Source organism: Cytobacillus eiseniae, from assembly GCF_017874625.1.
GTDB classification, from domain to species: Bacteria; Bacillota; Bacilli; order Bacillales; family Cytobacillaceae; genus Cytobacillus; species Cytobacillus eiseniae.
On record NZ_JAGIKZ010000029.1, the window covers coordinates 1 to 25,689 of the forward strand.

23 protein-coding genes and 1 pseudogene are annotated in these 25,689 nt (G+C 37.9%); 2 read left to right on the plus strand and 22 right to left on the minus strand.

Features of this window, described 5'->3' with window-relative positions:
• Window positions 1-328: 328 nt before the first annotated feature.
• From J2Z40_RS17015 to J2Z40_RS17025, 3 genes are all read right to left on the minus strand, one after another.
• Window positions 329-601: a hypothetical protein gene (locus J2Z40_RS17015; RefSeq protein WP_066391995.1), complete on the minus strand. Its 273-nt coding sequence runs from the start codon at window positions 599-601 to the stop codon at window positions 329-331.
• Between the two features lie 704 nt (window positions 602-1,305).
• On the minus strand, window positions 1,306-2,208 hold the full coding sequence (gene spoIIP / locus J2Z40_RS17020) for a stage II sporulation protein P (RefSeq protein WP_066391991.1): 903 nt from the start codon (window positions 2,206-2,208) through the stop codon (window positions 1,306-1,308).
• Window positions 2,198-2,734 (minus strand): RNA polymerase sigma factor, encoded by a 537-nt coding sequence (locus J2Z40_RS17025; protein WP_066391990.1) that lies wholly within the window; start codon window positions 2,732-2,734, stop codon window positions 2,198-2,200. Before J2Z40_RS17025 ends, spoIIP begins: the two co-directional genes overlap by 11 nt.
• Before the next feature lie 407 nt (window positions 2,735-3,141).
• On the opposite strand from J2Z40_RS17025, the gene J2Z40_RS17030 reads away from it, so the two are divergent.
• Entirely contained in the window at window positions 3,142-4,167 is a 1,026-nt protein-coding gene (locus J2Z40_RS17030) for a serine hydrolase domain-containing protein (RefSeq protein ID WP_066391989.1), read from the plus strand.
• 98 nt (window positions 4,168-4,265) lie between these two features.
• Here J2Z40_RS17030 and J2Z40_RS17035 read toward each other — a convergent pair whose 3' ends face one another.
• The 3 genes from J2Z40_RS17035 to J2Z40_RS17045 all read right to left on the minus strand — a co-directional run bounded on the left by J2Z40_RS17035 (window position 4,266) and on the right by J2Z40_RS17045 (window position 6,221).
• The gene (locus J2Z40_RS17035; RefSeq protein ID WP_066391987.1) at window positions 4,266-5,282 is read right to left on the minus strand and encodes an aminoglycoside phosphotransferase family protein; all 1,017 of its coding nucleotides are present in this window, start codon (window positions 5,280-5,282) and stop codon (window positions 4,266-4,268) included.
• A 49-nt stretch (window positions 5,283-5,331) separates the two neighbouring features.
• The gene (locus J2Z40_RS17040; protein WP_066391985.1) at window positions 5,332-5,514 is read right to left on the minus strand and encodes a hypothetical protein; all 183 of its coding nucleotides are present in this window, start codon (window positions 5,512-5,514) and stop codon (window positions 5,332-5,334) included.
• A gap of 512 nt (window positions 5,515-6,026) precedes the next feature.
• Window positions 6,027-6,221, minus strand: coding sequence for a hypothetical protein (locus J2Z40_RS17045; protein WP_066391982.1), 195 nt, complete (start codon window positions 6,219-6,221; stop codon window positions 6,027-6,029).
• 371 nt (window positions 6,222-6,592) lie between these two features.
• Between J2Z40_RS17045 and J2Z40_RS17050 the strand changes: the two genes are divergently transcribed.
• Entirely contained in the window at window positions 6,593-7,045 is a 453-nt protein-coding gene (locus J2Z40_RS17050) for a hypothetical protein (RefSeq protein ID WP_066391976.1), read from the plus strand.
• A 306-nt stretch (window positions 7,046-7,351) separates the two neighbouring features.
• Here J2Z40_RS17050 and J2Z40_RS17055 read toward each other — a convergent pair whose 3' ends face one another.
• The 16 genes and pseudogenes from J2Z40_RS17055 to J2Z40_RS17130 all read right to left on the minus strand — a co-directional run bounded on the left by J2Z40_RS17055 (window position 7,352) and on the right by J2Z40_RS17130 (window position 25,688).
• The gene (locus J2Z40_RS17055; protein ID WP_066391974.1) at window positions 7,352-8,020 is read right to left on the minus strand and encodes an MOSC domain-containing protein; all 669 of its coding nucleotides are present in this window, start codon (window positions 8,018-8,020) and stop codon (window positions 7,352-7,354) included.
• A 333-nt stretch (window positions 8,021-8,353) separates the two neighbouring features.
• Entirely contained in the window at window positions 8,354-8,746 is a 393-nt protein-coding gene (locus J2Z40_RS17060; RefSeq protein ID WP_066391972.1) for a hypothetical protein, read from the minus strand.
• Window positions 8,747-8,810: 64 nt separating this feature from the next.
• Window positions 8,811-9,560, minus strand: coding sequence for a phosphotransferase family protein (locus tag J2Z40_RS17065; protein ID WP_066391970.1), 750 nt, complete (start codon window positions 9,558-9,560; stop codon window positions 8,811-8,813).
• A 273-nt stretch (window positions 9,561-9,833) separates the two neighbouring features.
• Window positions 9,834-11,189, minus strand: a complete 1,356-nt coding sequence (gene dnaB, locus J2Z40_RS17070) for a replicative DNA helicase (protein ID WP_245350147.1) — start codon at window positions 11,187-11,189, stop codon at window positions 9,834-9,836.
• Entirely contained in the window at window positions 11,119-11,448 is a 330-nt protein-coding gene (locus tag J2Z40_RS17075) for a replicative helicase loader/inhibitor (protein ID WP_066391967.1), read from the minus strand. The genes dnaB and J2Z40_RS17075 overlap by 71 nt, the downstream gene beginning before the upstream one ends.
• 12 nt (window positions 11,449-11,460) lie before the next feature.
• Window positions 11,461-12,276 (minus strand): hypothetical protein, encoded by an 816-nt coding sequence (locus J2Z40_RS17080; RefSeq protein ID WP_066391966.1) that lies wholly within the window; start codon window positions 12,274-12,276, stop codon window positions 11,461-11,463.
• 1,001 nt (window positions 12,277-13,277) lie between these two features.
• Window positions 13,278-15,488 (minus strand): heavy metal translocating P-type ATPase, encoded by a 2,211-nt coding sequence (locus tag J2Z40_RS17085; protein WP_066391964.1) that lies wholly within the window; start codon window positions 15,486-15,488, stop codon window positions 13,278-13,280.
• 95 nt (window positions 15,489-15,583) lie between these two features.
• Window positions 15,584-16,405, minus strand: coding sequence for a cytochrome c oxidase assembly protein (locus J2Z40_RS17090; protein ID WP_066391963.1), 822 nt, complete (start codon window positions 16,403-16,405; stop codon window positions 15,584-15,586).
• Window positions 16,406-16,837: 432 nt separating this feature from the next.
• Window positions 16,838-17,488 (minus strand): annotated as a pseudogene (locus J2Z40_RS17095) (YdeI/OmpD-associated family protein).
• A 104-nt stretch (window positions 17,489-17,592) separates the two neighbouring features.
• Complete coding sequence (locus tag J2Z40_RS17100; RefSeq protein ID WP_066391961.1) at window positions 17,593-18,579, minus strand: SDR family oxidoreductase; 987 nt, start codon at window positions 18,577-18,579, stop codon at window positions 17,593-17,595.
• A complete protein-coding gene (locus tag J2Z40_RS17105; RefSeq protein ID WP_066391959.1) occupies window positions 18,576-19,502 on the minus strand; it encodes a bile acid:sodium symporter family protein in 927 nt (308 codons plus the stop codon). Before J2Z40_RS17105 ends, J2Z40_RS17100 begins: the two co-directional genes overlap by 4 nt.
• A complete protein-coding gene (locus J2Z40_RS17110) occupies window positions 19,502-21,250 on the minus strand; it encodes a thiamine pyrophosphate-binding protein (RefSeq protein ID WP_066391953.1) in 1,749 nt (582 codons plus the stop codon). Before J2Z40_RS17110 ends, J2Z40_RS17105 begins: the two co-directional genes overlap by 1 nt.
• Before the next feature lie 328 nt (window positions 21,251-21,578).
• Entirely contained in the window at window positions 21,579-22,751 is a 1,173-nt protein-coding gene (locus J2Z40_RS17115) for an iron-containing alcohol dehydrogenase family protein (protein ID WP_342590348.1), read from the minus strand.
• Window positions 22,752-22,796: 45 nt separating this feature from the next.
• Window positions 22,797-23,516 (minus strand): GntR family transcriptional regulator, encoded by a 720-nt coding sequence (locus tag J2Z40_RS17120; RefSeq protein ID WP_066391951.1) that lies wholly within the window; start codon window positions 23,514-23,516, stop codon window positions 22,797-22,799.
• A 182-nt stretch (window positions 23,517-23,698) separates the two neighbouring features.
• The gene (locus tag J2Z40_RS17125) at window positions 23,699-23,860 is read right to left on the minus strand and encodes a hypothetical protein (RefSeq protein ID WP_157087795.1); all 162 of its coding nucleotides are present in this window, start codon (window positions 23,858-23,860) and stop codon (window positions 23,699-23,701) included.
• Between the two features lie 16 nt (window positions 23,861-23,876).
• The gene (locus J2Z40_RS17130) at window positions 23,877-25,688 is read right to left on the minus strand and encodes a hypothetical protein (protein WP_083953838.1); all 1,812 of its coding nucleotides are present in this window, start codon (window positions 25,686-25,688) and stop codon (window positions 23,877-23,879) included.
• Window position 25,689 lies beyond the last annotated feature (1 nt).

Below are 25,689 nucleotides of genomic sequence, written 5' to 3' on the forward strand. Positions count from 1 at the left end.
TGAAATCTTCATCAAATGTTTTTCTGCTCATGTGGACACCTCATATTATTAGTTATTTCTATTTTAAACTGTGTCCACTTTTGAGTCTAACACCACAAAAGCATTACGAGATTGTATTGGACTAATTGTATCTTTTTTAAATACTTAACATCTTTTATATTCCATTGTAATTCATCCATTTTTATCCACCCCATTTTAATTAAATCTACTGCTCCGTTAGCATAAGAAGCAACTCTTGTTTAGCAATTGTTCCCTAGGTTTTCCATGTTTTCATTAAAAGAGAGGAATCTTTCTACTTGGGTTACTGGCAGAAATATAATTAATATCTTTACTTACCAAAACCAAATAGAATGAAATCAATTAATAAAGGACTGAGAAGGATTCCCAAAATAAGTAGGACACCTAATTGAGTGTCGATTCCCTTGTTAGTCCATTCCCACCTTGACTTTATTTTTGCAAAAATTTGCTGTAATAGAGTCGCTATTAAAACAAGAAGAGTTAGATTCAACCACTTTGAAAAAGGGAATGTTGGTTCAAAATAAATTATTACAATCATGAACAAGACAATAAATAAAGCCTCTATAATATTATATATTCTCATAAAACATTCTTCCTCATCTACTTTAAGGTAAACACACAATGAACAAATTTCCTATAAAGAAACCAGTCCACTTGTTTAATAACTTCAACAAAAAAGGGCGTTGCTCCTTCTTGAATCAACGCCCCCACCCGTTAACTAAAAATTGCTATTTTAATTATATCTTTAAAAAATATCCATAAAAACAGAATCCAGATGGCTGCAATTCCACAAAAAATGTATTTTTTATATCGAGGGCTATTCTTATCCCAAGCACCGGACCACTCTGCTAATAAAACAATAATAAAGATCAAAAACACATACATCATTAATTGAATCATTTTGCATCTTGATACTTCAATATTAACATAATTTTCAGAGTAATCTTTTAAAAAAATACAGACCATCCATTTGATGATCTATTGTTTAATTCATACACCCGTTTTTGGCCCGATTGAGGAAGATCAAATAGCGATTTATACTTTTTTCTTGTCATGCTATTGCTACCAGTTAGCGAAAAACATTATGGTGATCATTCAAGAAAGTAATTCCATATTTCTGTTGGTAATTCTTCAACTGCAAGAACTTTTAACTTTCGCATACTTTGTGTACTTGGTGAAGTCATAATCAGATAAAGCACGCTATTAATAAATTAGATATTTTTCCATTCTACCAGATTGCCCATTAACAACTGATCCGAAGTAGTGTTAAAAAGAAAAAAGCATGCGTTAAGACTCATTCAGAATGTCTTGAATGATTTCTGCAAGGATATCTGCTGTTCTATATTCCTCCTGTAGTGTGTTTTCAACTCCTCCAATTTCAAGTAAAACGGAGTTATCTAAGAGGTCTTGATTATAGGTGTTTTGTTTATCTTGATTATCTGTAACAATAACTCCTCTCGATAATCGAGGATATTTTTCCACCATCCTATTGTGAAGGCGTTCCGCAAACTTTATATTTTCTTTAGAATTACTGCTTGAACCAGATACTAAAAACACTACTTTTGAATAATCTATTCCTTTTAACTTTACAGTCGTATCCTTTCTTTTTCTTGAATCTCTGTGAATATCAAATACCATTTTAATACTTTTATTATTTTCCAAAGTGGCATTTAACGGCTCTCTTGATACTGAGTAAGTTTCACTAAATGAAAAGTTATTTTCGTTTAGTATTTCCGTTATATTGGTTTTATCATGGATAGCATTAATCCCTCTTTCTTTTAGTGATTGGCTTAACCTTTCTCCAACTAGAGTTATATTTTGGGTTTCATGAAATGCTTCATTAGCATCCTTTGTTTGCGTTTCTGTGAAAAATGACTCTAAATTATGTGATTGGTATATATAAATTAAAGGTTCTTGCTCAGCAACAGAAATCAGCGATTTTTCTTCTCCATGCGTATTAAGATTATTGAGTACGTCATCTTTCCCACCGTAAAAAAAGAACCATGAAAATGCAAATGTACATAGAGCAAGACCAGAAGTCACAAAGGATAAATATTTTATTCTACTTTTTCTATTCAATTTTCTTGCACGTTTTTTTAGAATATTTGAAGTTGTGGATACAAAGTCTTCGCTTGGATTGAGTGGGTAGGTATTTTTAATAAGGTCAAACAATTCCTTATCAGTTTGCATTTCCCATAACCTCCTCAGTATTAAGATCTAATTTTTTCTTAAGTTCTTTTAAGGCTCTGTGATAATCTACCTTTACTTTAGACTCGCTACATTTTAATATTTCAGATGTCTCTTTTATTGAGAATTCGTTTATGCCCCTTAGTATTACTACTGCTCGAAAGGATGGTTTTAATTTTGAAATTGCCGTATGAACAAGCTTTTTCAGTTCCTTTTGTTCAACTAATTCAAGTGTTTCTTTTTCCGTAGATACGATTCTCTTAAAAAATCCTTCTCCAAAAATTGAACTGTACTTTTTCTTTCTATAATGGTCAATGGCTGCATGTTTTGCTATTGAAAAAATCCACGTCTTTATATTTCCAGCATTAAAATTAGGTAAATTATTTAGTACACGAATAAATACTTCTTGAGTTAAGTCCTCTGCATCATTCTGACTACCTGTAAAACAAATAAGAAAACGATACACATCTAAATAGTGCTGATTATAGATTTCAATTATTCTGACCTCTATATCATCAAAACTATTCAAAATATCCCCCCCTCTTTTATGTACTCACCTATTAATCGTTTGGGATTAAAAAAAAGTTACAATAATCTAAACCGTCGTTACATAAAAAACATATTTTTTTCACTATACAAAAAAGACCCTCAATAATTGACGGTCCATTATCATAAAGAATAATATATATAGCAATTTCTTCATCATTAACAAATTTCCTTCTTATAGCAACCTGCCCGTCAGGTTTATAAAAGCAAACCAATATTGCATCCAGTTTCGATGTTTGAATATTGTAATAATTCACTCTAAATGCTATGCTCATAATGGTAAAGGAGGAGAACTACATGTTTCATTATCTAATGTGAAGAGGTTAACTGAATATGTTTTTTTAGATGCATTGAATCTTTTGCAAAAAACATATTCAGGAGGAATAAAAGATGAATAAACAAATAAGTTGGAACGGTTTAGCTAAAATACAACAGGAACTTCAGTTTTCAGGGAGCATTCACGTGCGTAAGAGTGGCAAGGCAATCATGTCGGAGAGCTTTGGCTATGCAAACCGTTCGGAAAAAATTATAAATGAACCACACACTCGATTTTCGATTGCATCTGGCAGCAAGATTTTTACATCGATTGCGATTTGTAAGTTGGTGGAAGAAGGAAAAATCTCATTTGATACAAAAATCATCAATTGCTTGGATATTGATTTTCCTTACTTTGATAAGGAAATCACCATTCATCATTTACTCACGCATATTTCTGGGGTTCCAGATTATTTTGACGAGGATGAAATGGATGATTTTGAAGTGCTTTGGGAAACCTTGCCAATGTATCGAGTTCGCTGTGCAAAAGACTTTTTGCCTATGTTTCAGAATGGAAAAATGCAAGCAAAAGTAGGAAGTCCCTTCAGTTATAATAATTCTGGTTATATTATTCTAGGCCTTATTATTGAGCAGATCAGTGGCATGGACTTCACTGACTATATCGAAAAAAATATCTTCCAGACAATTGGCATGACTGACTCAGGATACTTTTCAATGGATAAATTACCTGAAAGTGTTTCAATCGGATATATAGAAAACCCTGATCATACGTATAAAGCAAATATTTATTCTCTTCCTGCAAAAGGTGGGCCTGATGGCGGTGCCTATGTTACTGCTACTGATATGGGGATATTTTGGGAAGCATTAATGAATGGCAAACTATTGTCAGAAGAAATAACTCGCATCTTATTGACGCCTCAAGTAAATGTTGTAGATGATATCTTTTACGGGTATGGTGGGTATATGGAATCAAACGAACAGGGTGTCGTGAAATACATTCAAATGGGATATGATCCAGGTGTGAATTATCGTTCTGTCCATTATCCAAATCAAGATCTTACCATCATTGTTTGCTCAAATAAAGAAGAAGGTGCTTATGAGATTCTTAAGGAAGTGGAAAGTTTAACAGTCAATAAGTAAAGTATTAATAAGGGCTAATTCTGCGATTAGCCCTTATTTTTTCTATAAGCTCTGCTAAAATCTAATGATGATAGAAGTTTATATCGTAGTATATTTCTCTACACATTTCTCATCTCATAGATTTTTTGTAAGGTATTAAGGTGCATTTCTTTATCTTCAGGCGACTCAGCGAATTTATACCACTCCACAAGCCTATATCCAAACATAACAAGAATTAGTTCATAAATACAATGATCGGAGATATGGGTCATATCCGCATATTCCGAAAAACCCCTGTAATACGCCGGAATGCATTTTTCGTAGTATTCAATCATATGGCGGACGTCTGCTTCATCTGTTATTAAACTCGCGATATCCTCACCCATATGCCCCCATCCTGCGGTATCCCAATCGATAAGTACGATTTTACTGTCCGAATAGAAGATGTTTTCCACCCAAAAGTCTCTGTGGCAAAGCACGATTGGCAGCTTTTCAATCCGATTAAATATTTCATCCGCATTGTTATCTATGTCTATGAGCATTTCACACAGATGCTTCGGAATTTCACAGTCATCGGAGCGTATGTAATCATACACCACATTCCATGATCGATAACGTAGATAGTAGTTTTTCGTAAAATCAATCTTGCTTAAATTGGACAAATGCTGCAATTCCTTTGGTCGTTCAGTGTACAACTTTCCTTGAAATCGCCCCAATTCCTCGGCTATCCGCTCATACATTTCCGTGGTCAGATGTAAGCCTGACACACCATCAATATATTCCATCCACAGTTGAATATCATCGCCATTTATTTCGGCGTGGTAACACTCTGGACTTCGGAACGAATCAAGGAACACCTTTTTAAAATCCGATGCATAGAGGTCGTATTCCCTACGCCATGAATCCGGATCCCCATAACGCTCAAACTTTTTCTGTATTTTCCAAACGAGCTTATACGGCAGCTTTTCACCATCAGCAGTTTCAACCATTCCTGTTACAAGCCGAACCTCCCCTATTGTCCCTCCTTGCAACTCTGTGAGTTGATAATCTGCATGGATGATCGTCTTCTCGAGCATTTTACCCAAAACAAGTGCTAGTGTTTTGGGCTTTACTAATTTTTCATCAAGTTTGTTCATCTTTTGTATCCTCCCTTTTTTGCCTTATGTTGCATGGCAATCACTTTTTCTACATCCATTTATCCGGTTGATGCCCTAATATTTCATCAACAGATTTTTTTCCTGCTTCTGTAAAAGGGATTGCTCCCGCTGTATTTCCTGCTCTCGGTGGCATTCGGCTTCGATATAGCCGGATTGTTTCAAAACAATTATCAATCGATTTTTCCCTATTAATGGAAGCGTTTTTAGGCATAAAAATACCGCGAACAAGCAGCCTCCAAAGAAGCTGCTGTTACGCGGTGAAAAGTCAAAAGCCGACTTGTAATCAAAAAAGAATACAATTTTCATCGTATCCCGCTAACAGCAGTATTCACGAAAGGTTACTGTTTACGGCATAGCAAAAAAACGGGGGTTATTCCCAGTTGCTCCCATTCCAAGCTATAACAATGATTGGAATCTACTATGCCCGATATTCGGTTAAGCTAAAACCACCAATACCATATAAGTAATCATAAAAAAACATCCCCTTTCGCATAAAAAAATTGAAAAAACCATTCACTTTAATATTGTGACACATCTAAATGTTAGAATCAATAGAAAATACAGAAAATTTAATCATAAGGAATATTTACAGTTAATTGCCCCTCCAACCCAATCTCTCAACTATCGCAAATAGTGGTAACTCAACAAAAAGATGCATTAATCTTACTTAGATCAACGCACTTGATAGTAAATATGTACATTATTTATTCTTTCGCAATTCACTTATCCTATTACTATACTGTATGAAATATTCAGTTGATCCCAAACCCAAGCCTGAAAAACTTTGTCTATTTCTTTTTTTAGTGCTTCATCATCCAACTCCTCAACAATACCTAATTCTTTAAAAGTAAATGTTTCTGTCGCCTCTACACCTTTATATTTTGTACTGCTGAATGAAAAAGTAACTGTTTTATCCATTGGTTCATCCTCTGTTATTTCTCTTTAATTACCGTTTAAAGTTTTCCTTCTTATTGCACTAAAGTGCTCACTAATTTATGTATAATCTTGCACAAGCACCAAATTATTGTTGCTATAAGTATTCACTTTTTCTTAGTATTCTTCCACATTTTTATATTTGTAACATCCGAACCTTTTCTTATAGAATTAAATAGTTAGTTTATAAGGGAGGACATTTTATGAAAGGAATTGATAGAATAATGATTGCATTGCTTTATTAGGTATACTCGGTTTTATCAGTTATGAGCTCACTGGAATAAAAAATCAATTAGACGCAATTCAATTCTCGATTTTCAGATTATAGGGTTGGATAGAATCGGAGAGGTGAGTGAATGAAGTCCAACTATAAGTGTTTTATTGATATCCATTTAAGTGGCGGCGATATTCAATTTGACGTTTCAGATGATATACAGTTATTTAGTTTTAAATCAGGGTTAGGTTTTATAGCTATTCCACATTTTTTATTTACGCTTGCACAACTCTATAAGGGGAAAATTAAAGAAGCACGATTAGATTGTCATGGAAATACCGATTATTATAGTTTTATTAGTGATGGTGTTAACCTTTTTATTGTATATACAACTAATTATCCCGAAGAGAAAATTTATAATTATCAATTTATTTTAGAAAAGTACCTAGAAGCTATAGATGAAGGATTTAAGAAATATTTAAAACAACTGGAAAGTGAAGGATTATTACCTTTAAAAACACAAGACTACGCTCATCCTTTAGGTGATGGTGTATTAAATGCCTTTTATGATTTTTCATCACTTATACATAATTAATTTTATAATACCGTTTACGTCGTTGAACTAGTGGGACAACTTATTTATTCCAATAAGGGTCTCAACAGAAGTCAAACAGGGAAACAGCAATTTTATAATCATTAACTTGTTCTTCTGCAATCGAGCGCTATCATTGAAGTAGCGCCTTTTTTTTAACAGTTTGGTAGAGCGTACATATACATAAAATCTTTGAACTTTTTTATTAAACCTATTATTAATAGAAATTATTTTGTAAGGGGGTCCACCGAAACTTATTAATAGTAAAAAAAACATTAGTATACTAATGTCCTTTTACAATAAAAATAACTATCCCCATAAATTTGTTGTTTTGGATTGAAATTGTTTTAATAAAATAGCACGCAGACTTTCTGATAAAGCATCAACAGATAATACTTTTTCAAGTTTCTCTTTATTAAATCTGTCAAAAAACTTCACATCATTAACTAATGATACAGAAACTTGTTGAGGATGTTCTTCAAGAAGCTCTAGGTCATCGTTTGATGTTACCATTCCCTCCTTCAATACTCGTAAAAGGAACCCTGTATAGCCAGTATCTCTCATTCGAATCACCATATTAGGCACTTCATATTTTGCAGCAAGTTTATAACAAGGATTTCGTGGTTCGGAGACCTGAATAATAGCTTCACCAAAAGTATAAATATCTCCAATATGGGCATTATCTTCTTTTAATCCTTTAACTGTTAGATTTTCACCGAACAAGGCTGTATTACTAAAGTTATTTAAAATATCACTCCAATAAGAGTAGTAATCATAAGGATATAAACATATAGCTTTATCCTCGCCACCGTGATGTTCATATGCTTGCTCATCACTCATAAATCCTGTTTTACTTAAAAAAATGGGTTCTTTGACAGATTTCTTTCTGATAGCTGATTCAAATGTTCTGTTGCCATAGGTTAGTGTTTCGATTTTCCCGACATTTAATGATTTGACTTGATATTTTAGATTTTTCATTTAAAACCTCCTTATATAACAAAATTCCAATCATACATTCAGCATATCATCAGATGTTTAAAGTTAAATTGGAGATTATTTCAACTCCAAATTACACCGATATTGACACCTCATGCTCTCTCCCCAAATAAATTAGTAATAATCGCACAAAAATTCTATACTACCAATTCCTTTTTTTAAAATTGCTCCTCCAATAAATGATCTTATCATGAAGAAAGACGCTTTCCTTATTTCTGAAAAGTGCCGATTGTTGTTCAATTAAATCGCACTCTTTAGTTAAAGTGTATTTCTTCCCTATCTCAACATTATTTGAAAGTTACTTCTTAATAAATATTACTTAATCCGTCCCTTCCCAGCTAACTGGTACATTTCCTGATTACTTATTTGTGATAATTGATAGACATGTCCATATTCTTCATCTTCTCTAAATGAGGAAGCAGTAATATTATACTTTTCCCCTTCTTTAATCAGGTTGTAGACCATTGAGTCCTCAATAAAGATTTTGTAGCGATCACGGTTCTCTTCACTTTCATTTCCATTGTAGCCAATCACCCACATTTCAAAGTAATTCCCAGGGTCAATATAATGACTTTTTTCTTCTATAACCATATCTACCATACTAATACTCTTTGTTATTTGATTGGCTGATAATGTGAAATAACTAATCATAATTAGTACGGCACCCAGAACACCTATTATTCCCCACTTTTTTGCAGTGTTTTTCATTAAGATCATATCCTTTCAGTACAACACTGAATTCCTTTATTCAACAACCGAGTTAACTCGTTCATTAAAAAGGGTAGTCGTGATTTATAATTTCCATTAATCTTTCTGCATTCTCCGATGATACCGTTTCAGATAATCTTGCTCCCGCAATGATTGGCGCCCATTGAAAAATATCAGCCCTTAACAATCCACTCTTTTCACAGTAAAGCCGCAAATACAATTCAGCTAATTCGAGTGAACGCTGAGAATATAAAAGATAGGTCCGGTAAATATCCGCACGAATATCTCCTGCACTCGAATCGACCCAATCGATCACGACTATTTTTTTATCAGACTGAATTAAATTGAATAAATGAAAATCCCCGTGACAGAGCCGATTCTCATAAGTTATGGATTCCAATTTTTTTAATAGATAAGATTTTTGTCTAGTTTCCAGTTTAGCGGCTGTCGCAATTTGACGGGATAATTTATCATACATTGGCTCAATCGTATCTGGAATTACGCGATGAATCTTTTGTTGAATATCAATAGAAAGATCTAAGTAATATTCTGCTTGATCCCTATTTTCGAATAATAAATCTCCCAACGTTCTTCCCTTTACATATTCCATCATGATCGCTTGTTTGCCATTTATCTTCGCCACACGATAAATTTCAGGAACAGGCAGTCCACATGAATAGGCATGTTTTTGCTTATTGGCTTCATTGAATGATTCCGTTTCAGGCAAATAATCGTTGAACATTTTTATAATTTTGTTGTCGTGAAGATAAATGGCAGCCGTATTTCCCTTTGCGATTGGATTTCCTAATTCCATTGGGCTCTCTCCCTATCCTTTTTTATGATCTCGTTTGCATTTTTTATTTAAATAATAAACTAGAGATGGGATTGAAATAACAATAACTGTAAATATAATAAGTTTCACCAATTGCCCCTTGTATATCGCATAATAAGTAAATGTCAGCATACCGATTATAGCTACATTTGAAGGATGAGATAAAAAATTCGTTTACTCATAATCAATCCCCCACTCTTTTCCTTAATTGTAACATTCTGAATTCTTTTTATCTGACTATTTTACTAAATAAGATTAATTCTTACCTTGAGCGCACTTCCTCTTCCCCCCATCCACAACCCCCCCATATTCCTTCTCAAACAACAACTTAACCATCCCAACTGGCCCATTCCGATGCTTCGCTAGGTCAATTTCAATGAATTTGTTTTCGCTGTTATTTTTGTTATAATACTCGTCTCTGTAAAGAAGCATAATGAGATCGGCGTCTTGTTCAATGCTGCCGGAGTCACGGAGGTCGGACATTTTTGGGCGCTTGTCCATTCTTTGTTCGACTCCTCGTGAAAGCTGGGAAAGGAGAATAATTGGGACATCGTATTGTCTAGCGAGCTGTTTTAATTCCTTCGTAATGCTGGCAATTGCGAGGTCATGGCGATCATATTTCCCGGATGTGGCGATGAGCTGGAGATAATCAATGACAACGAGATAGTCTTCATGAGGATATTCCCGGCGCGTTTTTTGGATTTGGGCTCTTATACCGGAGACTGTTTTCTGTGGTGGGTCATGGATTTGGAGATGCCATTGATGAAAAATACTGAGCGCCTCATTTGCTCTCACTTGGTCTTCCTCGGTAAATAGCCTGTATGGATTTTTCCATTTGGCACCGTCAATCCTTGATAGGCTGCTTAATATCCGTTTGGCGAGCTGTTTTTTTGGCATTTCAAGGGAAAACAGATCAACAACACCGCCTTTTTGACAGCCATTCATGGCAAGTGACAAGGCAAAGGCCGTTTTTCCCATCGATGGCCTGCCAGCTAAAATAATCAAATCGCCCTTGCTCCAGCCGCTTGTCATCCGATTGAGCGAGTCAAAGCCTGTATCGATCCCACTTAGGTCGCCTTGGTCCTCATACATTTCATTAAAAATCTCCATCATCAAATCCTGTTTTGTTTCTTCCACGGTATTCCCTATTTCCTGGAGCTTAATAAATGTCTGATAGAATTGCTCTGCTTCTACTAATCTCCCATCATTTAAAAATCTGGCTGCTGCCCGTTTTAACTCACGGAGCTTATAATGTTCAAGCATGATCTGCTCATATTCTTCCAGATGAACGGTCGTCGGACAGCTTAAGGCCAGGCTGGACAAGTAGCTGACACCGCCGATGGATTCAATCAAACTCCCAAGCTTATTGACGACTGTGACGATATCAATCCCTTGTGATTCCTGACGCAGCTCTATCATCGCTTGAAAAATTAGCTGATTTCTCTTTTGGGAAAAATGATAAGGTTCGAGAATTACTTCAAACACACATCCAGGCTCGAGAAAAATTGCTCCTAGTATCATATTTTCCGCTTCGATTTCTTTACTTTCGGATGGATGGGGGTAGCCAGTCTGGAGTTGGTTTCCTTCTGGCAAATAACTGATCTCGTTCAATTCGCTCGCTCCCTTCTTGCTCCCACCTCTTTATTTGCTGAAGAAACGGATTGTCTGTCTCCCGAAATGCCGCAATTTCAGCGAGCACAGGTGGAAAGCGATTGCTCGCAATATGGGCAGATAATTTTTCCATCACAAGCTTGTAATCCATTTCTTTTGACACTTTTAGCCACATGAGCACAGTCTCGTCGCTAATTTTAAATTGTGGATATACGGATTCAATGGTCGCTAACACTTGAATGACTTCCCTCTTGTCCATTGTCAGCCCTCCCTACATAAGGATCCCTTGTATTTCAAGGCGAGCAATACGGTCATGAAGCGTTTCCTTTTTCTCTTTCCATTCCATTTTCCGAAGACGTGTCATAATCGCCGCTTCATAATAGGCCATACTGTTGATGGTTTGCTGTGGTGATTTCTGCTGATAGTTTGAATGAATCGTTGTCATCCAATTCAACAGCTTTTCGAGCGAGACTTCCATTTTGGCGACTTTTTCAATCGCTTGCATGTCTTTAGCTGATAAAATTGCCCCCCGATTGCGAAGCTTGAGAAAGTGCTCAGTGATCGCAGTCATTCTTGTGGTTTGATCCTTACTTTGGGTAGAATTTCCGTTTTCCTGATTCTTCCTATTCTCCAACTTCTCTTCTTTCTTCTCTCTTTCTTGATTTTGTTCCGGGTTCGTATCGGCCTTGTTTTCTGTTCGTTCTGTCATCGTTCCGCGAAAAGAAGGGCAAAAAAAATCGATGAATCCTTTTGCTTGGATGTCTTCACAATGCAATAAAGTAAATAGCGTGCCCATATTTGTTTCCTCAACGGCAATTAACCGCTTTTTCACAAGCTTATCGACCGACCGCTTGATCGTGCTTTTGGCGTAATGCTTTTCCCCTCTGCCCTCGCGATAGCCAAGATCCTCCACTAGCTTGGAAAAAGCGCGTATGTATTGCCCGCGTTTTAATCGCACACCGCTCACCATTCTGCCGTCATCTCTTGTTGCTTTTGTCAGCAGCAACAAATAAAGCCGCAACGGCACAATTTCCTTCCATAAATCAACCTCAGTCACATCTCGATTCAACTTCACCCAGCCGCTCATAGGATAACCGCCTTTCCATTATGTCGTTCATCACCCTTTATATATAGAAGTGCTGCAATAATAGACAGGGTCAATTGAAATTTTTATGATCGGGACTTTACTAAAAAAGCCTCGCCTCTTTGATGGGGTAAAACGGAGGGGTGTATAAAATAAATTCTTGTGTGGGAGAGTGAATGATGTGCCAGTATATCGCTCTATGAGACATTTACTTCTTTAGAAGCTTGGCAATTGTCCCATTGACTCGCTCTATGAGACATTTGCTGCTCTAGCAAATTGCTAGATGTCCCATTGACTCGCTCTATGGGACATTTGCTGCTATGGAAGATTGGCAGATGTCCCATTAACTCGCTCTATGGGACATTTGCTACTCTGGAAAATTGCAAAGTGTCCCATTAACTCGCTCTATGGGACATTTGCTGCTATGGAAAATTGCAAGATGTCCCATTGACTCGCTCTATGAGACATTTACTTCTTTAGAAGCTTGGCAATTGTCCCATTGACTCGCTCTATGAGACATTTGCTGCTCTAGAAAATTGCTAAATGTCCCATTCACCCGCTCTATGGGACATTTACTGCTTTTGAAGTTTGGCAATTGTCCCATTGACTCGCTCTATGAGACATTTGCTGCTCTAGAAAATTGCTAAATGTCCCATTCACCCGCTCTATGGGACATTTGCTGCTCTGGAAGATTGGCAGATGTCCCATTAACTCGCTCTATGGGACATTTGCTACTCTGGAAATTTCAAAGTGTCCCATTAACTCGCTCTATGGGCCATTTGCTGCTCTGGAAAATTGCAAAATGTCCCATTGACTCGCTCTATGAGACATTTTCCGCTATGGAAAATTAACAAATGTCCCATAGCTTCATTCTACGGGACATTTTCCTACATATAGAATTGCTAAATTACGCCTGATCATCATAGATATTATAGCGGGTGCCGAAGTTTTGTGTAGCATTAGTAGGATTTGATTCCGGCACCACTAAAATTCATTCATCAATCTCATATTCGAGTCTTCTGCAATCTAAGCGCATTGAGAACGACTGAAACAGAACTAAACGCCATGACTGCACCCGCCAGCCAAGGCGCTAAAAGGCCGAACATGGCAAATGGGATGCTGATAATATTATATAGAAAGGCCCATACAAAGTTTTGCCTAATATTAATCATCGTTGCGTTACTTATTTTCATTGCATCCACAACCTTGTTCAAATCACCTTTGATGACCGTAATATCACCAGATTCAATCGCAATGTCAGATCCAGTCCCCATCGCAATTCCAACATCTGCGACAGTTAAGGCAGGTGCATCATTAATTCCATCCCCGACCATAACAACTTGTTTTCCTTCGGCCTGAAGAGATTGGATGATTTCTGCCTTTTTTTGTGGGGTGATAGTTGCTTGAACCTTTCTAATTCCCGTTTTTTTGGCAACCGACAGGGCGATTTTCTCGTGATCACCTGTTAGCATGATAACGTCCATTCCCATCTGCTTTAGTCGAGAAATTGCTGCTTTAGATGATTGCTTTACTTCATCCGCAACCGCAATTATTCCGGCAAATCGGTTATGAATTGCAACTACCATCACTGTTTTTCCTTCTTGTTCAAGTCTTTCAATCTCTCTATCTGCTTTTGATGGAATGAATAGTTGATTATGGATAAAGTAGCTTGGATTAGAAATGATTACTTCTTTCCCTTTTACAATTGCCTTGATTCCATAGCCTGGAATGGTTAGTACTTCAGTTGCATCTGGAAAATAAAATACCCTCTTTTTTGCCTCAGTCACTATCGCTTTTGCAACAGGGTGTCCTGAAGCCGCTTCAACCGCACCAATCAATTCAAAAAAGTCATTTTCACTAAATGATTCAACATACATGTCCGTTACATGGGGCTCTCCTTTAGTAATCGTTCCAGTTTTATCTAAAACAACGACATTGCTTTTACCTAAAACTTCAAGAAATTTTCCCTCTTTAAAAAGAATCCCCGTTTGAGCAGCTCGTCCACTTCCTACCATGACAGAAGTAGGGGTAGCCAATCCAAGGGCACATGGACACGCGATAATTAAGACAGCGATCACTTTTTCCAAAGCTTCACTTAACTGTCCCGGCTGGATCATGCCATACCACAAAACAAATGTAATAATAGAGATTAAAATAATAATAGGAACGAAGATGCCTGTCACTTTATCGGCAATATGCTGAATCGGCGCCTTTGATGATTGGGCTTCTTCAACGATCCGAATAATTTGTGATAAAGTAGTCTCCGAGTTTCTTTTCGTTACTTTTATTTTTAATGTTCCGTTCTGATTGATTGTCCCTGCATACACATGATGGCCGATCCCTTTTTCAATTGCTACACTTTCCCCAGTTAACAATGACTCATCAATCATGGAGTGCCCTTCAATCACTTGTCCATCGATTGGCACCTTTTCACCCGATTTCACAATAATCACATTCCCCGGTGAGATTTGCTCAACAGGCGATTGGGACTCTTTTCCGTTCAAATACACTGTCGCTGTCTTCGTTTGTAATTGGTATAGTTTCTTGATCGCCTCTGTTGTTCTCATTTTCGTTCTTGCTTCTAGTAATTTTCCTAGCAAAATAAACGTGATAATAAAAGCACTTGTTTCATAGAACAAGACAATGGAATGCGGATGTTCTGAGGCATTTAAATTGGTAAAGGTTAAATAATGGCTGTAAAAAAAAGCGGCCGATGTACTTAAAACGACTAAAACATCCATATTCGCACTTCCACTTTTCAACGATTTCCATGCCCTTTCATAAAATTGAAATCCAATGATAAATTGAATCGGAATCGTAAGAACAAATTGGAATAATGGATGAATAAAAAGTGCGGGAACTGTAATAAAGGAAGCCCAATTAAAATGGGAAAACATGGCCCACGCCAAAGGGAAAGTGAGCAAGGCTGAAATAAAAAACTGCCATTTAAGAACGGTCACTTCTCTTAGCTTCTCTATTTCTGACTGATGGTTATTCTTTCTATCTATTTTTGCGTCAAATCCAATCACTTGAATCTTCTTGATAATCTCATTGATCGTTATCGTATGATTGCTAAATGTGACGCGTCCCTTTTCAGTTGCTAAATTTACATGCACTTCCTCTACCCCATCTATTTTAGAGATTGCCTTTTCTATTCTAGTTGCACAAGCGGCACAATGCATCCCACTAATCTCTAAATGGTTTGTTTCTTTCATTCTACTTTTCACCACTTTCTATTTTGCCAAATTACTATAGTCTATTAAAAATAAATACTTTTTAGAACGAGCTTTCCAAGAGTTGATAGCTAGATTTACGAATCGCCTTTCTCTATTTGAGTGTCCGATCGGTCAGCTCCAAGTCGCGCAGTAGCCATTAAAGACATTTTATGAATGCCTAACATAAGAAATCCTGCCATTGCTTGATCATATTTTGTATTGAATGGAGTTGGAAGAATATGAATGGATATCGATTGAGAAGGCATGCAAAGAAGGGCTGTTATTTGTGTGAGGAAGGGATTATTTGCTCCATCTAATAAGGCACTGATAACGAATAATAAGCAAGCGGGCATTAATAGGACGCCACTTAGGAATACATATTGTTTCTTTTGTCCATCACCTAGTCGTTGTTTCGGGTCGGGTGAAACAATTGGCCACCACATGCTGAAAGATAATAGGAACAGGAGATAAATATAGCCATTGTGAACGAATGGGTTTTGCGTAAAAACATGTAAAACAACCGGTAAATGGTACATCAAAAACATCACTGCAAAAATGATTAAGGCAATCTTAGGAGTCAAAATCCATTTGCCTATCCTGCCAGCTATTGCTGTTTTCCGTATCCTTTGAAACAATTGATTAGGAATCCCTACTAAAAGAAGTGGCGGGATAATAAAATATAATATACTCATTTGCATCATGTGCAAGCTAAATGAGAGGTGACTGATTGTTGTTAATGGACTGCCGATCGTTACATATAACAAGCCTAAACTTAGGAAAAAGAATCGTGGCTGTTTATGATACAGTTTTATATCTGGCAAACGATTGAGGGATAATCCATATAAAACGGCCATACCAATTACACACAATAGCAATGGCATATTCCACGTGAGCTCTACAAGAAAAAGATTGAACACGTCACTCCTCCTTCCAGCCGTTTGAACCCTTTACTATATCGAGTTTTATTAACTATATAAGTTATGTTTGATTATCTGATTTATAACAATAAACTACAAAGCTTTCCCATTTAACGATGACTGGGCTTTTATAAAAAGAAGATATATATTAAATTAGAAGTTTTCCTGCGGATTTAAAACAATAGAAATGGCAAACAAAATGCATGGATTGCAAACCCATGCATTTCATTTTTTTGTGGACATTGAATCCGTTATTATCATAAATTAGGCTATTTTGGAGAGTTTCCGGACACTGAGTCCGTTATTTGCTAATAAATATGTAAAAAGAACATTTTTTAGATAAATAACGGAACGTGTGTCCGATAAACGTATGAAAATCCAATGATTATCGCAAATAGCGGAACGTGTGTCCTATTAATTGCACATAATTACCTATTTCTTTTTCTGCCGATATAAATCAACGGTTTTATAGCCTTGTGATAAAATATCAATCATTTGCTCATGACGTTTTTCTCGGGTTTTTTGTTGTTTTGCGGAAAAAATATAGCGGGCCCAGTCTCTCTGATACCCAGCTGTTAGCTGCTGAAAAAATGCGAGTTCACCCGGATAAGCAGCTAAAAGCTTTTCGACATCGGCAATATTGTTTTCATAATCAGCAACACATTGACTTGCAGCTGATGATTTTTACTGTTTCTTCTGCTCTCGCTTCAAACCAACAACTGTAAAAACATCATCCATGCTGACCATTCGGGAAAATTTCAAATCACTTTCCCCTACATACCCATCTTCGCCCACATGCAATGCTGGAAAAATATCATCCCGATGGACAAATGTAGAATATCGTTTATTCCCCTTTTTCGGATAAGCAAAAAATAAATATCCTTTTTCCAGTAAGTGCTGCTCACTAATTATTCGGTTTGTATGCTGGACCATCTCATCGAGCGTTTCGATAAAAATGAATATCGCATCATGTTCCCCAGTTAATGCTGTTTTTTGTTCGACAAACACCTCATAATCACTCGGTTGATTAATAATAGCGATATTTTTGTACTTCATTAAATGTAATTTATCGATAATTGACATGATTGACTCCTTCGCAAATCCAAATCTATTAACAACTTCTAATTCTCCTATTATATATGTACTTTTCCCTATAATTCCACCATACATAGCAAAAAGGCCAGTAATCACTGACCTTTTTTGGCTAACGGAACAGCATCCGCTTCCTTTCTTTTTTCTAAAAAGTACTGAAACACTTCTTTTGAAGTTAGCCTTGGTGTGTATCCGAATACGGTTTTCAATTGATGATTATCAAGAACTGGGCGATATCTGAGAAAGTTGACCTGTTCCTCACCGTATTGTGTGAGCGATAATCTTTTTAAGATAAAAAGCATCCCGGCAACAAGTCCAGCAGGAATTCGCAGCACACGCTTCCCTAGTATTTCTGCAATCTCATCAATCGTTAACGCCCCATCACCAGCCACATTGAAAATGCCGACTTTGCTGCCAAAAATGCCTTGTATCAAGCATTCAACAACGTCCTGATCCCATATAAAAACAAACGGACTTTTTGAATCGGAAATGCCTAGTACTCGTTTTTTTTCAAACAAAGCAGTAATTTGATTTTTCGTAGAATCACCGAGAATCGTTCCGACTCGAAAGATGACCTGTTCTAATTCAGGATACTCTTTCCGATAAGTTGCCAAAAGCTCTTCTACGAGTCGCTTATGGTAAGAATAAGCAAACTCCTCATTTCCGCGAATCGGATGATCCTCCTTAATCCATTCTGCGTTGTCCGAATAATAGCCGTATGCCGCACCGCTCGATGTAACAACAAACCTTTTTACCCTGTGTTCAACACAAGCCCTCAATACATTTTCACTGCCGATCACATCAACCGAATACTCAAATTCCCGATTGCTCTTTTTTCCTGGAGTCACAATGGACGCTAAATGTACGACTGTTTCAATTGAATACTGCTTCATTACATCGCTCATATCTGGGGAACGAACATCCAAATGAACAAATTGCACACAAGCATCCTTTACAGCTGGCTCCCTAATATCAGCTGCGATAATCATTAATTTCTCTTCTCTATCCCTGTTTAACTCGACTAACCGTTCAAGCAGGTTGCTGCCAAGATAGCCGGCAGCACCTGTAATCAGTATATTCATACATGTAAGCCCCCTTCTATAGAAGGCGTTTTTGGTTCTTTTCGTGACCAGAAAGTGGCAAGAGTTAAGCCAGAGATTAAATGCCAGACACCCCACCATGCAGCAACAATTGCCATTCCACCTAAGCCATCAAAAAAGTTAAAAATAAGGATAAGCCCTAAGCCAGAATTTTGAATGCCTACTTCAATAGCAATCGCACGGCGATCCCTTTCTGGCAGCTTAAAGGCACGTGCTGAAAAATAGCCAGAAAGAATCGCCACAAGGTTTTGCAGGAACACAATGATAACAACCATCCCGACAAACTCAATAAAATACGTAAAGTTCGCGGCAAGGGTTGCACCAACAAAAATCACAAAAAAGATAATCGAAAAATACTTCATAAACGTGTTCATCTTCTTTGCAATAGCAGGAAATTTGGATTTAATGAACATGCCAATCACAAGCGGCAAACCTAGCATCATGAAAATAGAAACAAACATATCGATCGGATTAATCGTAAACGAACGTAATAGCGAATCGGTTGCAGGGTAAAGTGAACCCCAGAACATAAAATTAATAGGTGTCATAATAATTGCAATTACTGTTGACACGGCAGACATCGTAATCGATAACGGTGTATTTCCTTTTGCTAAATAGGTTAAAAAGTTCGAAAGATTCCCCCCTGGACAAGCAGCAACTAGAAATAAACCTAACGCAATACTTGGTCTTGGTTGAATCGCCAATACTAAAAGAAAAGTAAAGGCTGGAAACAACAGAAATTGACCTGTAAGGCCGACGAGAAAAGGCTTTGGACTGGAAAGGGTTCGCTTGAAATCAGCTAATCGTAAATCAAGAGCAACTCCAAACATAATTAATGCAATGGCGATATTCATAATCGTTAATGTAGACGGATTAAAGTTGAGTTGAATTTGATCGATCCCCATTATTTCCCCTTCGGCTCTGCATGCATATCTTTGAAGTATTTTAGCCCTGGCGCCCACATATGTTTAACAGGATCGACATCTACATGGAGCACTGCACATTTCCCTGTCTGTAATGCACGCTGCAATGCTGCCTTTAATTCCTTTGGATCATTCACATATTCACCGTATGCGCCCATACTTTCTGCTAACTTATCAAATTGGATATCCCCTAAATCCGCATTAATCGTTTCCTCAGCACTCAATGATTTTTTCAATACCGTTTTAATCGGCTTCAATGCAAATTGCTGGTTCATTTTCACCATGCCCCATTGCTTATCAACCATGACAACAAAGATAATTTGTAGATTGTTTCTTACCGCTGTTTCAATTTCCTGTGGGTGGAAGCCCATTGCTCCATCACCGATAATACAGCATACTGGACGGTTTCGATTAGCAGCTGCCGCCCCGAGCGCCTGACCAATTCCCGCACCAAGCATCCCAAATTTATAAGTAGAAATGACCGAACCTGGCTGATCTACTTGATAATAAAAATTGGACCAAATAACGGTATTCCCGCCATCTAACACTTTGATAGAATCCTGTGGAAAGACTTCCTGGCATATAGAAGGGACATGTGCAGGATTCATTGGGATCGCGAAATCCTTTAAGTGCTCATCAAGCTTGGCGCGGTTCTTCTCCTTATCAACTAGGATTCGATCGATCTTCGCTTTCCGATTTTCGATTGAAATCTCATGTTTACGCTTCAATAATTTCTCATAAAGCTGGGATAAAAACTTCTTCACGTCAGCTTGGATCACCACTTCAGCCGGTTTATTGGCACCTAAAATACTCGGATCAAGGTCCACTTGAATCATTTTTTGCGCAGCATTCCAATAAGGAGCCTTCCCCCACCAGTCAGTTTCCCCTAGCCTTGAACCGAGAACAAGAACGACATCTGCTTCATTTCTTGCCTTATTATTCGTTTGGATGTGAACCATCGGTATCATTAATGGGTTCTTTTCACTCATTGCCCCCCGTGCTGCCCAGCTTGTTGTCACCATTGATTGCAAAAGGTTAGCAACCATTTCTAATTCTTCATAGGCTTGCGAATGGACGACACCGCTTCCTGCCTGAATAAGAGGAAATTCCGCATGCACGAGAAGATCCACAGCACGATCTAATTGCTGCTCAGATGCACCTGGCCATTCGGTTACGCGATACTCATTCGGCTCCCAGAAGCGTAGATCACACTTCACCTTCGTGTTTAAAATGTTTTCTGGAATATCGAGATGAACAACTCCTGGTCTGCCTTCATAGCATTTTCTAAGTGCAGTCCGCAGCATTTCAGGAATTCGTTCAAATGAAGGTACTGCTTCACTCCATTTAGCCATTTTAGAAATAACCCCAACCTGATCGAAGCACTGATATGTACCGCCACGGTCTGGATACATAATACCTGTTCTTCTAGCACTTGTAATAACAAGCACTCGATTCCCTTCTCCTTCTTCAACGACTAGTCCCGGTAAAATATTGGCAACCCCTGGTCCATTACTTGCCATGCAAACCCCAAGCTTCCCGGTCACACGGGCATAGCTGCCTGCCATATGTGCTGCACTTGTTTCATGGCGCGGGCTTATGAGTTCAATTCCATATTTCTGTAAACTCGAGTAAAAACCAAAATATGTGCCATCAATAATTCCAAATAATGTATCTACCTTTTCAAGACTGAGCATTTTGGCAACTACTTCGCCACCTGACATTTCTCCCATCTGATTCCTCCTGCTACCGTTAAGGTTTTGTTTTTTTTAACATGAAGCGACTGATTGCTAACTATCCGCAACCGCTTTCATTTAGTTTGCTATTATTGCATTTTCGTAGATTCATTTATAACTGAGGTGTTTCAACATGATGGGCAAGGACATAGAATTCGCAGATTGTTGAAGATGAATAGGATGTGATTTCTTGGTGTGGATCGTTCCTACCATAGGAAAAAAATATAAAAGATTGCCGTAAAACCAACTGGTACCTACCAATTTAGTTATCATTATATAGAAATTGTTAATAAAGTCAATATATTTGTAAAATTACAAAAATAAATTAATTATGCTTTTGTATTTCAAGAAACATCTCTCGATAGATTCCTTCGATATCATGCGCCTTAGGGATTTTCTGATTAGTGGCAATGCCATTGCCTGACAATGCATCTTTGATTAAAGTCGGTAAAACTGCTTCAATATTCTCTCCTTCGAAATATTTGTACCCGTCCGCCCAAATATGAAAGATCGCATTATACTCTTTTACCATTTGTAAAAGCGCCTTGGCCAATTGCTCATCAGTACCTTCCTTATTTATCCCTAAAGCCTTAGCTGCATTTGCATAGCGCTCCTTGCCAGATTCTAAACCAAACTCAATAACAAATGGCAGTGTTAAAGCAACACTTAACCCATGTGGGATATCAAATCTTGCCCCAAGAGGTCTAGCGGTCGCATGTGCCAAATTCGTAGAAGCGTTAGAAAATGCGATCCCTGCATAACAACTGGCTAGCAGCATCTTCTCCCTCGCCTTCAAGTCTTCTCCATTATGATAAGCAGATTCAAGCGACTCTCCGATTAAACTCATCGCATGCAATGCATAGAAATCACTTAATGGGGTAGCAAGTCTAGAAACATAGGCTTCCATTGCATGGGCAAGTGCATCAAGACCTGTATAAGCTGTCAGATGCTTTGGCAAGCTAACCGTTAGTCGTGCATCAAGAATCGCTGCATCAGGAACGAGATCCGGATGCCCTGGATTCTTCTTCACCTTGCTTTCCACATCCGTAATGACCGTTATTTTCGTCGCTTCGGACCCTGTCCCAGCAGTTGTAGGGACAGCAATCAATGGAAGTCTAGTAATCTTTTTAAGCTGTGTTATATCATCCAAACTTACATGCTGATGAAAAGCAAACATAGAAACAGCTTTCGCTAAATCAATCACACTTCCCCCACCGATCGCCACAATACAATCCGCTTTGCATTCATCAATCGAGAGAAGCGCATCTTGCAAATGTTCAGTTGTAGGCTCGCCGCTAAAGTTAGAAAAATAGGTGGCCTTTAATCCTTGTTTTCGAATGCACTCATCAAGCTGATCGCGGATTGGCCCATTTTTCAATAGGGAACCGATCACAATAAATACATGTGTCGCTTGAAAATGTTGGGCGACTTCGCCTACTTCCAAAAGGGCACCTTCTCCAATCTTTATCATCTTCGGTAAAAATAATGAACTGCTCACCTATTTGTCCTCCCTATTGCAGTTATTTTCATAACAGATCGAACGCTATTTTTTCCGTTTCGTTTGAATGCGAAAGACATACATATCTGGACGAAAATTGCTCATATAGTATTCAATCGGGGTCCCATTTGCATCCGTAATCAATCTTTCCACACATAGCACACTGGACCCTACGGGAATATCAAGATGATGTGCATCTTGTTCAGATACTTCCTTGCATGAAATGAATTGTTCTGCCTCCTCCATTTCAATGCCTAGACTGTTTTCCAGTGTGTCATAAATAGTCGTTGTTTCTAAATCATAATTGGCTAGCTTTTGGCCAAGCTCCTCATTGTAAAAATGTCTCTCGATCGCAATTGGGATCGAGTCAGCTGTTCGTAGCCTTTCAATGGAATAAAAAAGATCCACCTGCAAAAGATCAGCAATATAACTTGGCTCTGTAACCATTCCTTTAGCTAGCAGCTTTGATCCTGGCTTCATTCCCATTTTCGTCACTGTGTCTGTTAGGCTATGTAATGAATCAAGCCATTCATGGACAGGCGGCTTTTGCGAAATAAATGTCCCCTTTCCATGCACCTTCTCCAAAATCCCTTCTTGAACAAGATGCGAAATCGCTTCACGAACCGTCGTTCTGCTAATCGAAAACCGATCCATCAAATCCCGTTCACTCGGAATCTTTTCCTTATACACCTCATTTTTGATCTCCCTCGCAATTACATCCTTCAGTTGAAGATGCAACGGAATTGGATTATTTACATCAACCATTGAATGTCCCTCCTTTTCTTCTATCACTCATCACGACGTACGTACCAGTTGTTAATAAATAGATTATAAACAACTTAATTAACTAATTGCAATAATTATTTGAAAATTAGTACTATTTATCAGGCCAAAATTGATCTTTCTTGAATATCTCTTTTATTATTCTTGATTTTATCAGCCACTTTCTATGTATTATCGGTCCCTTTGATTTGTTTATCGGCCACTTTGTTTTGTTTACCAGCCACTTTGATTTGTTTACCAGCCACTTCGCTTCGTTTACCAACCACTTCCGCATTTTCAGCCAAAAACAAACGTACAAAAAAGGTGCCACCCCTATGGGCGCGCACCTTTTTATCATCCCTCTTATTTAAATAAATCAATCAGCCGAGCCCAAAAGCCTTTCTTTTCTTCAACAGGTTCAGAAGGTTTTTCCGATTCTTCTGATTTAATGCTTTCCGTTTTCAGTACAAACTGGACGGAATTGACTTTTTCATTTTCAGCTGAAACGAAGGATACAGCATCAAAATCTGATTTATCATAGGTTGAAATCATTTGATCGATTTCAGTTGTCATTTGATTAGGTAAATCACTTGTTGATTCATGCAATTTATTTGTCCCATCATGAAGCTCCGATACACCTTTTTCTAAATCCTCGGTTCCTCCAGACAATTCGACGATTCCATCATGTAAGCCTTCATACGAGCTCGATAATTGGCTGACTCCATCCGTATAGTCGACAATGCCAGAATGAAATGCTTTGTAGCTGGCTGACAAAGCTGAAATGCCTTGCTGCAATTGGGCAAATCCGTCCATATCCTCTTCAGATGAAGCAAGTCCTTTCGCCATCGTTGCGAGGTGGTTTCTCATTTCAGTGAGTGCACCGATCACATTTTGTAAAGTGGCATCGACTGCATCAAAGCCTTGCTTCACCTCCGTATAGGTCGCTTTTGCTGTTCGGGCAGCTATATAGGTTTCTATTAATTTTCCGACTACTTCTTGATTGGCATTGCTTTTTTTCAAAGCTTCCAATTGTTCATCGGTCATATCATATGAAGGTATGGCAGTCATCGCTTGATCTAGTGCTCTGTACGCATGTTTATAATTCTGCTTTAGCGTAGCGAGCCCTTCGGTTGTTTCTCCTAAACCATTCGCAATGGTAGTCAGTCCTTCCGCTAATTGACCGATCCCACTGACATCTATTCCCTCCGCGTTTCCAAGAGAATGACTCATTGTTTCGAGTGCCTTTTCAATGTCTTTCGAGCCATTTACTAGTGCACTGGAAGCTTGATCAAGATCTGTGATGCCATTTTTATATTGTACGGAACCAGCTCGTAAGTCCCCGACACCGCTATTTAATTGAGACACTCCGTTATTTAGTTCTGCCACACCCTTGTTGACATCAGCAATCGCATCAGCCAAGGTTTTCATTTCACCTGTCATCTCATCCACATCAGGAAGATCAATCGATATCGATGAAGGAACACCTGTGATATCAATGCCTGCTAATTCAAAATCTACTACATCTGCTTCTACTACTAGTTCTTCCGCTTTTTCAGGCATGACGGTAAATGTCACTTGCTTATTTTTCCCCGCATTCGCAATCATTCCGCTAGGCGCCTTGATCGCTGTAAAAATACTAGAATCAAGTGGCAGAGAGATTTGCAGCAAATAATTTTCATAGAATACGGGATTGACCTTTTCATTTGCGGACGTGTTTATTTGAATTTCCACATGTCCGTCTTTTCCAGCTAATTCTTCAGGAGTGATTTTCTTTCCATCAAGGAAATAGGAAATCGCAATCTCCCATGGCAATGGTTCCTCATTCATATTTCCCTGATAATAAAATTTCCCCTCAGATGCTGTGAAGTGTACTCGTTGATCCATTTGTTCCAGATTTGCTAAATCGGTTAAGTTTTTTAGGCTAGAATACGAGCCATAGTCAACCACTTTTCCCTCTCTTTTCACTTCTAACGTGTTGACCACATAAATTTCTTGTCTTTCTCCAGTGGCGCTGAGTGTTGCATAAACGACTTCATCCTTTGAGGCGATTTCTCCCTCTTTTTCGGATGTAGCTTCCTTCTGTTTGCTGTCATTTGCCGATGTCGTTGTAAGAAATGACGGCAATACAAGAATTCCAGCTAGTAAGGCAAATAGGATCGTTCTCATTCTCCTCATC

Coding starts and splice junctions, on each gene's coding strand:
- J2Z40_RS17015 (WP_066391995.1), bottom strand. CDS start 601: ATGAGAATATATAATATTATAGAGGCTTTATTTATTGTCTTGTTCATG.
- spoIIP (WP_066391991.1), bottom strand. CDS start 2,208: ATGCAAACTGATAAGGAATTGTTTGACCTTATTAAAAATACCTACCCA.
- J2Z40_RS17030 (WP_066391989.1), top strand. CDS start 3,142: ATGAATAAACAAATAAGTTGGAACGGTTTAGCTAAAATACAACAGGAA.
- J2Z40_RS17035 (WP_066391987.1), bottom strand. CDS start 5,282: ATGAACAAACTTGATGAAAAATTAGTAAAGCCCAAAACACTAGCACTT.
- J2Z40_RS17040 (WP_066391985.1), bottom strand. CDS start 5,514: ATGCCTAAAAACGCTTCCATTAATAGGGAAAAATCGATTGATAATTGT.
- J2Z40_RS17045 (WP_066391982.1), bottom strand. CDS start 6,221: ATGGATAAAACAGTTACTTTTTCATTCAGCAGTACAAAATATAAAGGT.
- J2Z40_RS17050 (WP_066391976.1), top strand. CDS start 6,593: ATGAAGTCCAACTATAAGTGTTTTATTGATATCCATTTAAGTGGCGGC.
- J2Z40_RS17055 (WP_066391974.1), bottom strand. CDS start 8,020: ATGAAAAATCTAAAATATCAAGTCAAATCATTAAATGTCGGGAAAATC.
- J2Z40_RS17060 (WP_066391972.1), bottom strand. CDS start 8,746: ATGAAAAACACTGCAAAAAAGTGGGGAATAATAGGTGTTCTGGGTGCC.
- J2Z40_RS17065 (WP_066391970.1), bottom strand. CDS start 9,560: ATGGAATTAGGAAATCCAATCGCAAAGGGAAATACGGCTGCCATTTAT.
- J2Z40_RS17075 (WP_066391967.1), bottom strand. CDS start 11,448: ATGGACAAGAGGGAAGTCATTCAAGTGTTAGCGACCATTGAATCCGTA.
- J2Z40_RS17080 (WP_066391966.1), bottom strand. CDS start 12,276: ATGAGCGGCTGGGTGAAGTTGAATCGAGATGTGACTGAGGTTGATTTA.
- J2Z40_RS17085 (WP_066391964.1), bottom strand. CDS start 15,488: ATGAAAGAAACAAACCATTTAGAGATTAGTGGGATGCATTGTGCCGCT.
- J2Z40_RS17100 (WP_066391961.1), bottom strand. CDS start 18,579: ATGAATATACTGATTACAGGTGCTGCCGGCTATCTTGGCAGCAACCTG.
- J2Z40_RS17105 (WP_066391959.1), bottom strand. CDS start 19,502: ATGGGGATCGATCAAATTCAACTCAACTTTAATCCGTCTACATTAACG.
- J2Z40_RS17110 (WP_066391953.1), bottom strand. CDS start 21,250: ATGGGAGAAATGTCAGGTGGCGAAGTAGTTGCCAAAATGCTCAGTCTT.
- J2Z40_RS17120 (WP_066391951.1), bottom strand. CDS start 23,516: ATGGTTGATGTAAATAATCCAATTCCGTTGCATCTTCAACTGAAGGAT.
- J2Z40_RS17130 (WP_083953838.1), bottom strand. CDS start 25,688: ATGAGGAGAATGAGAACGATCCTATTTGCCTTACTAGCTGGAATTCTT.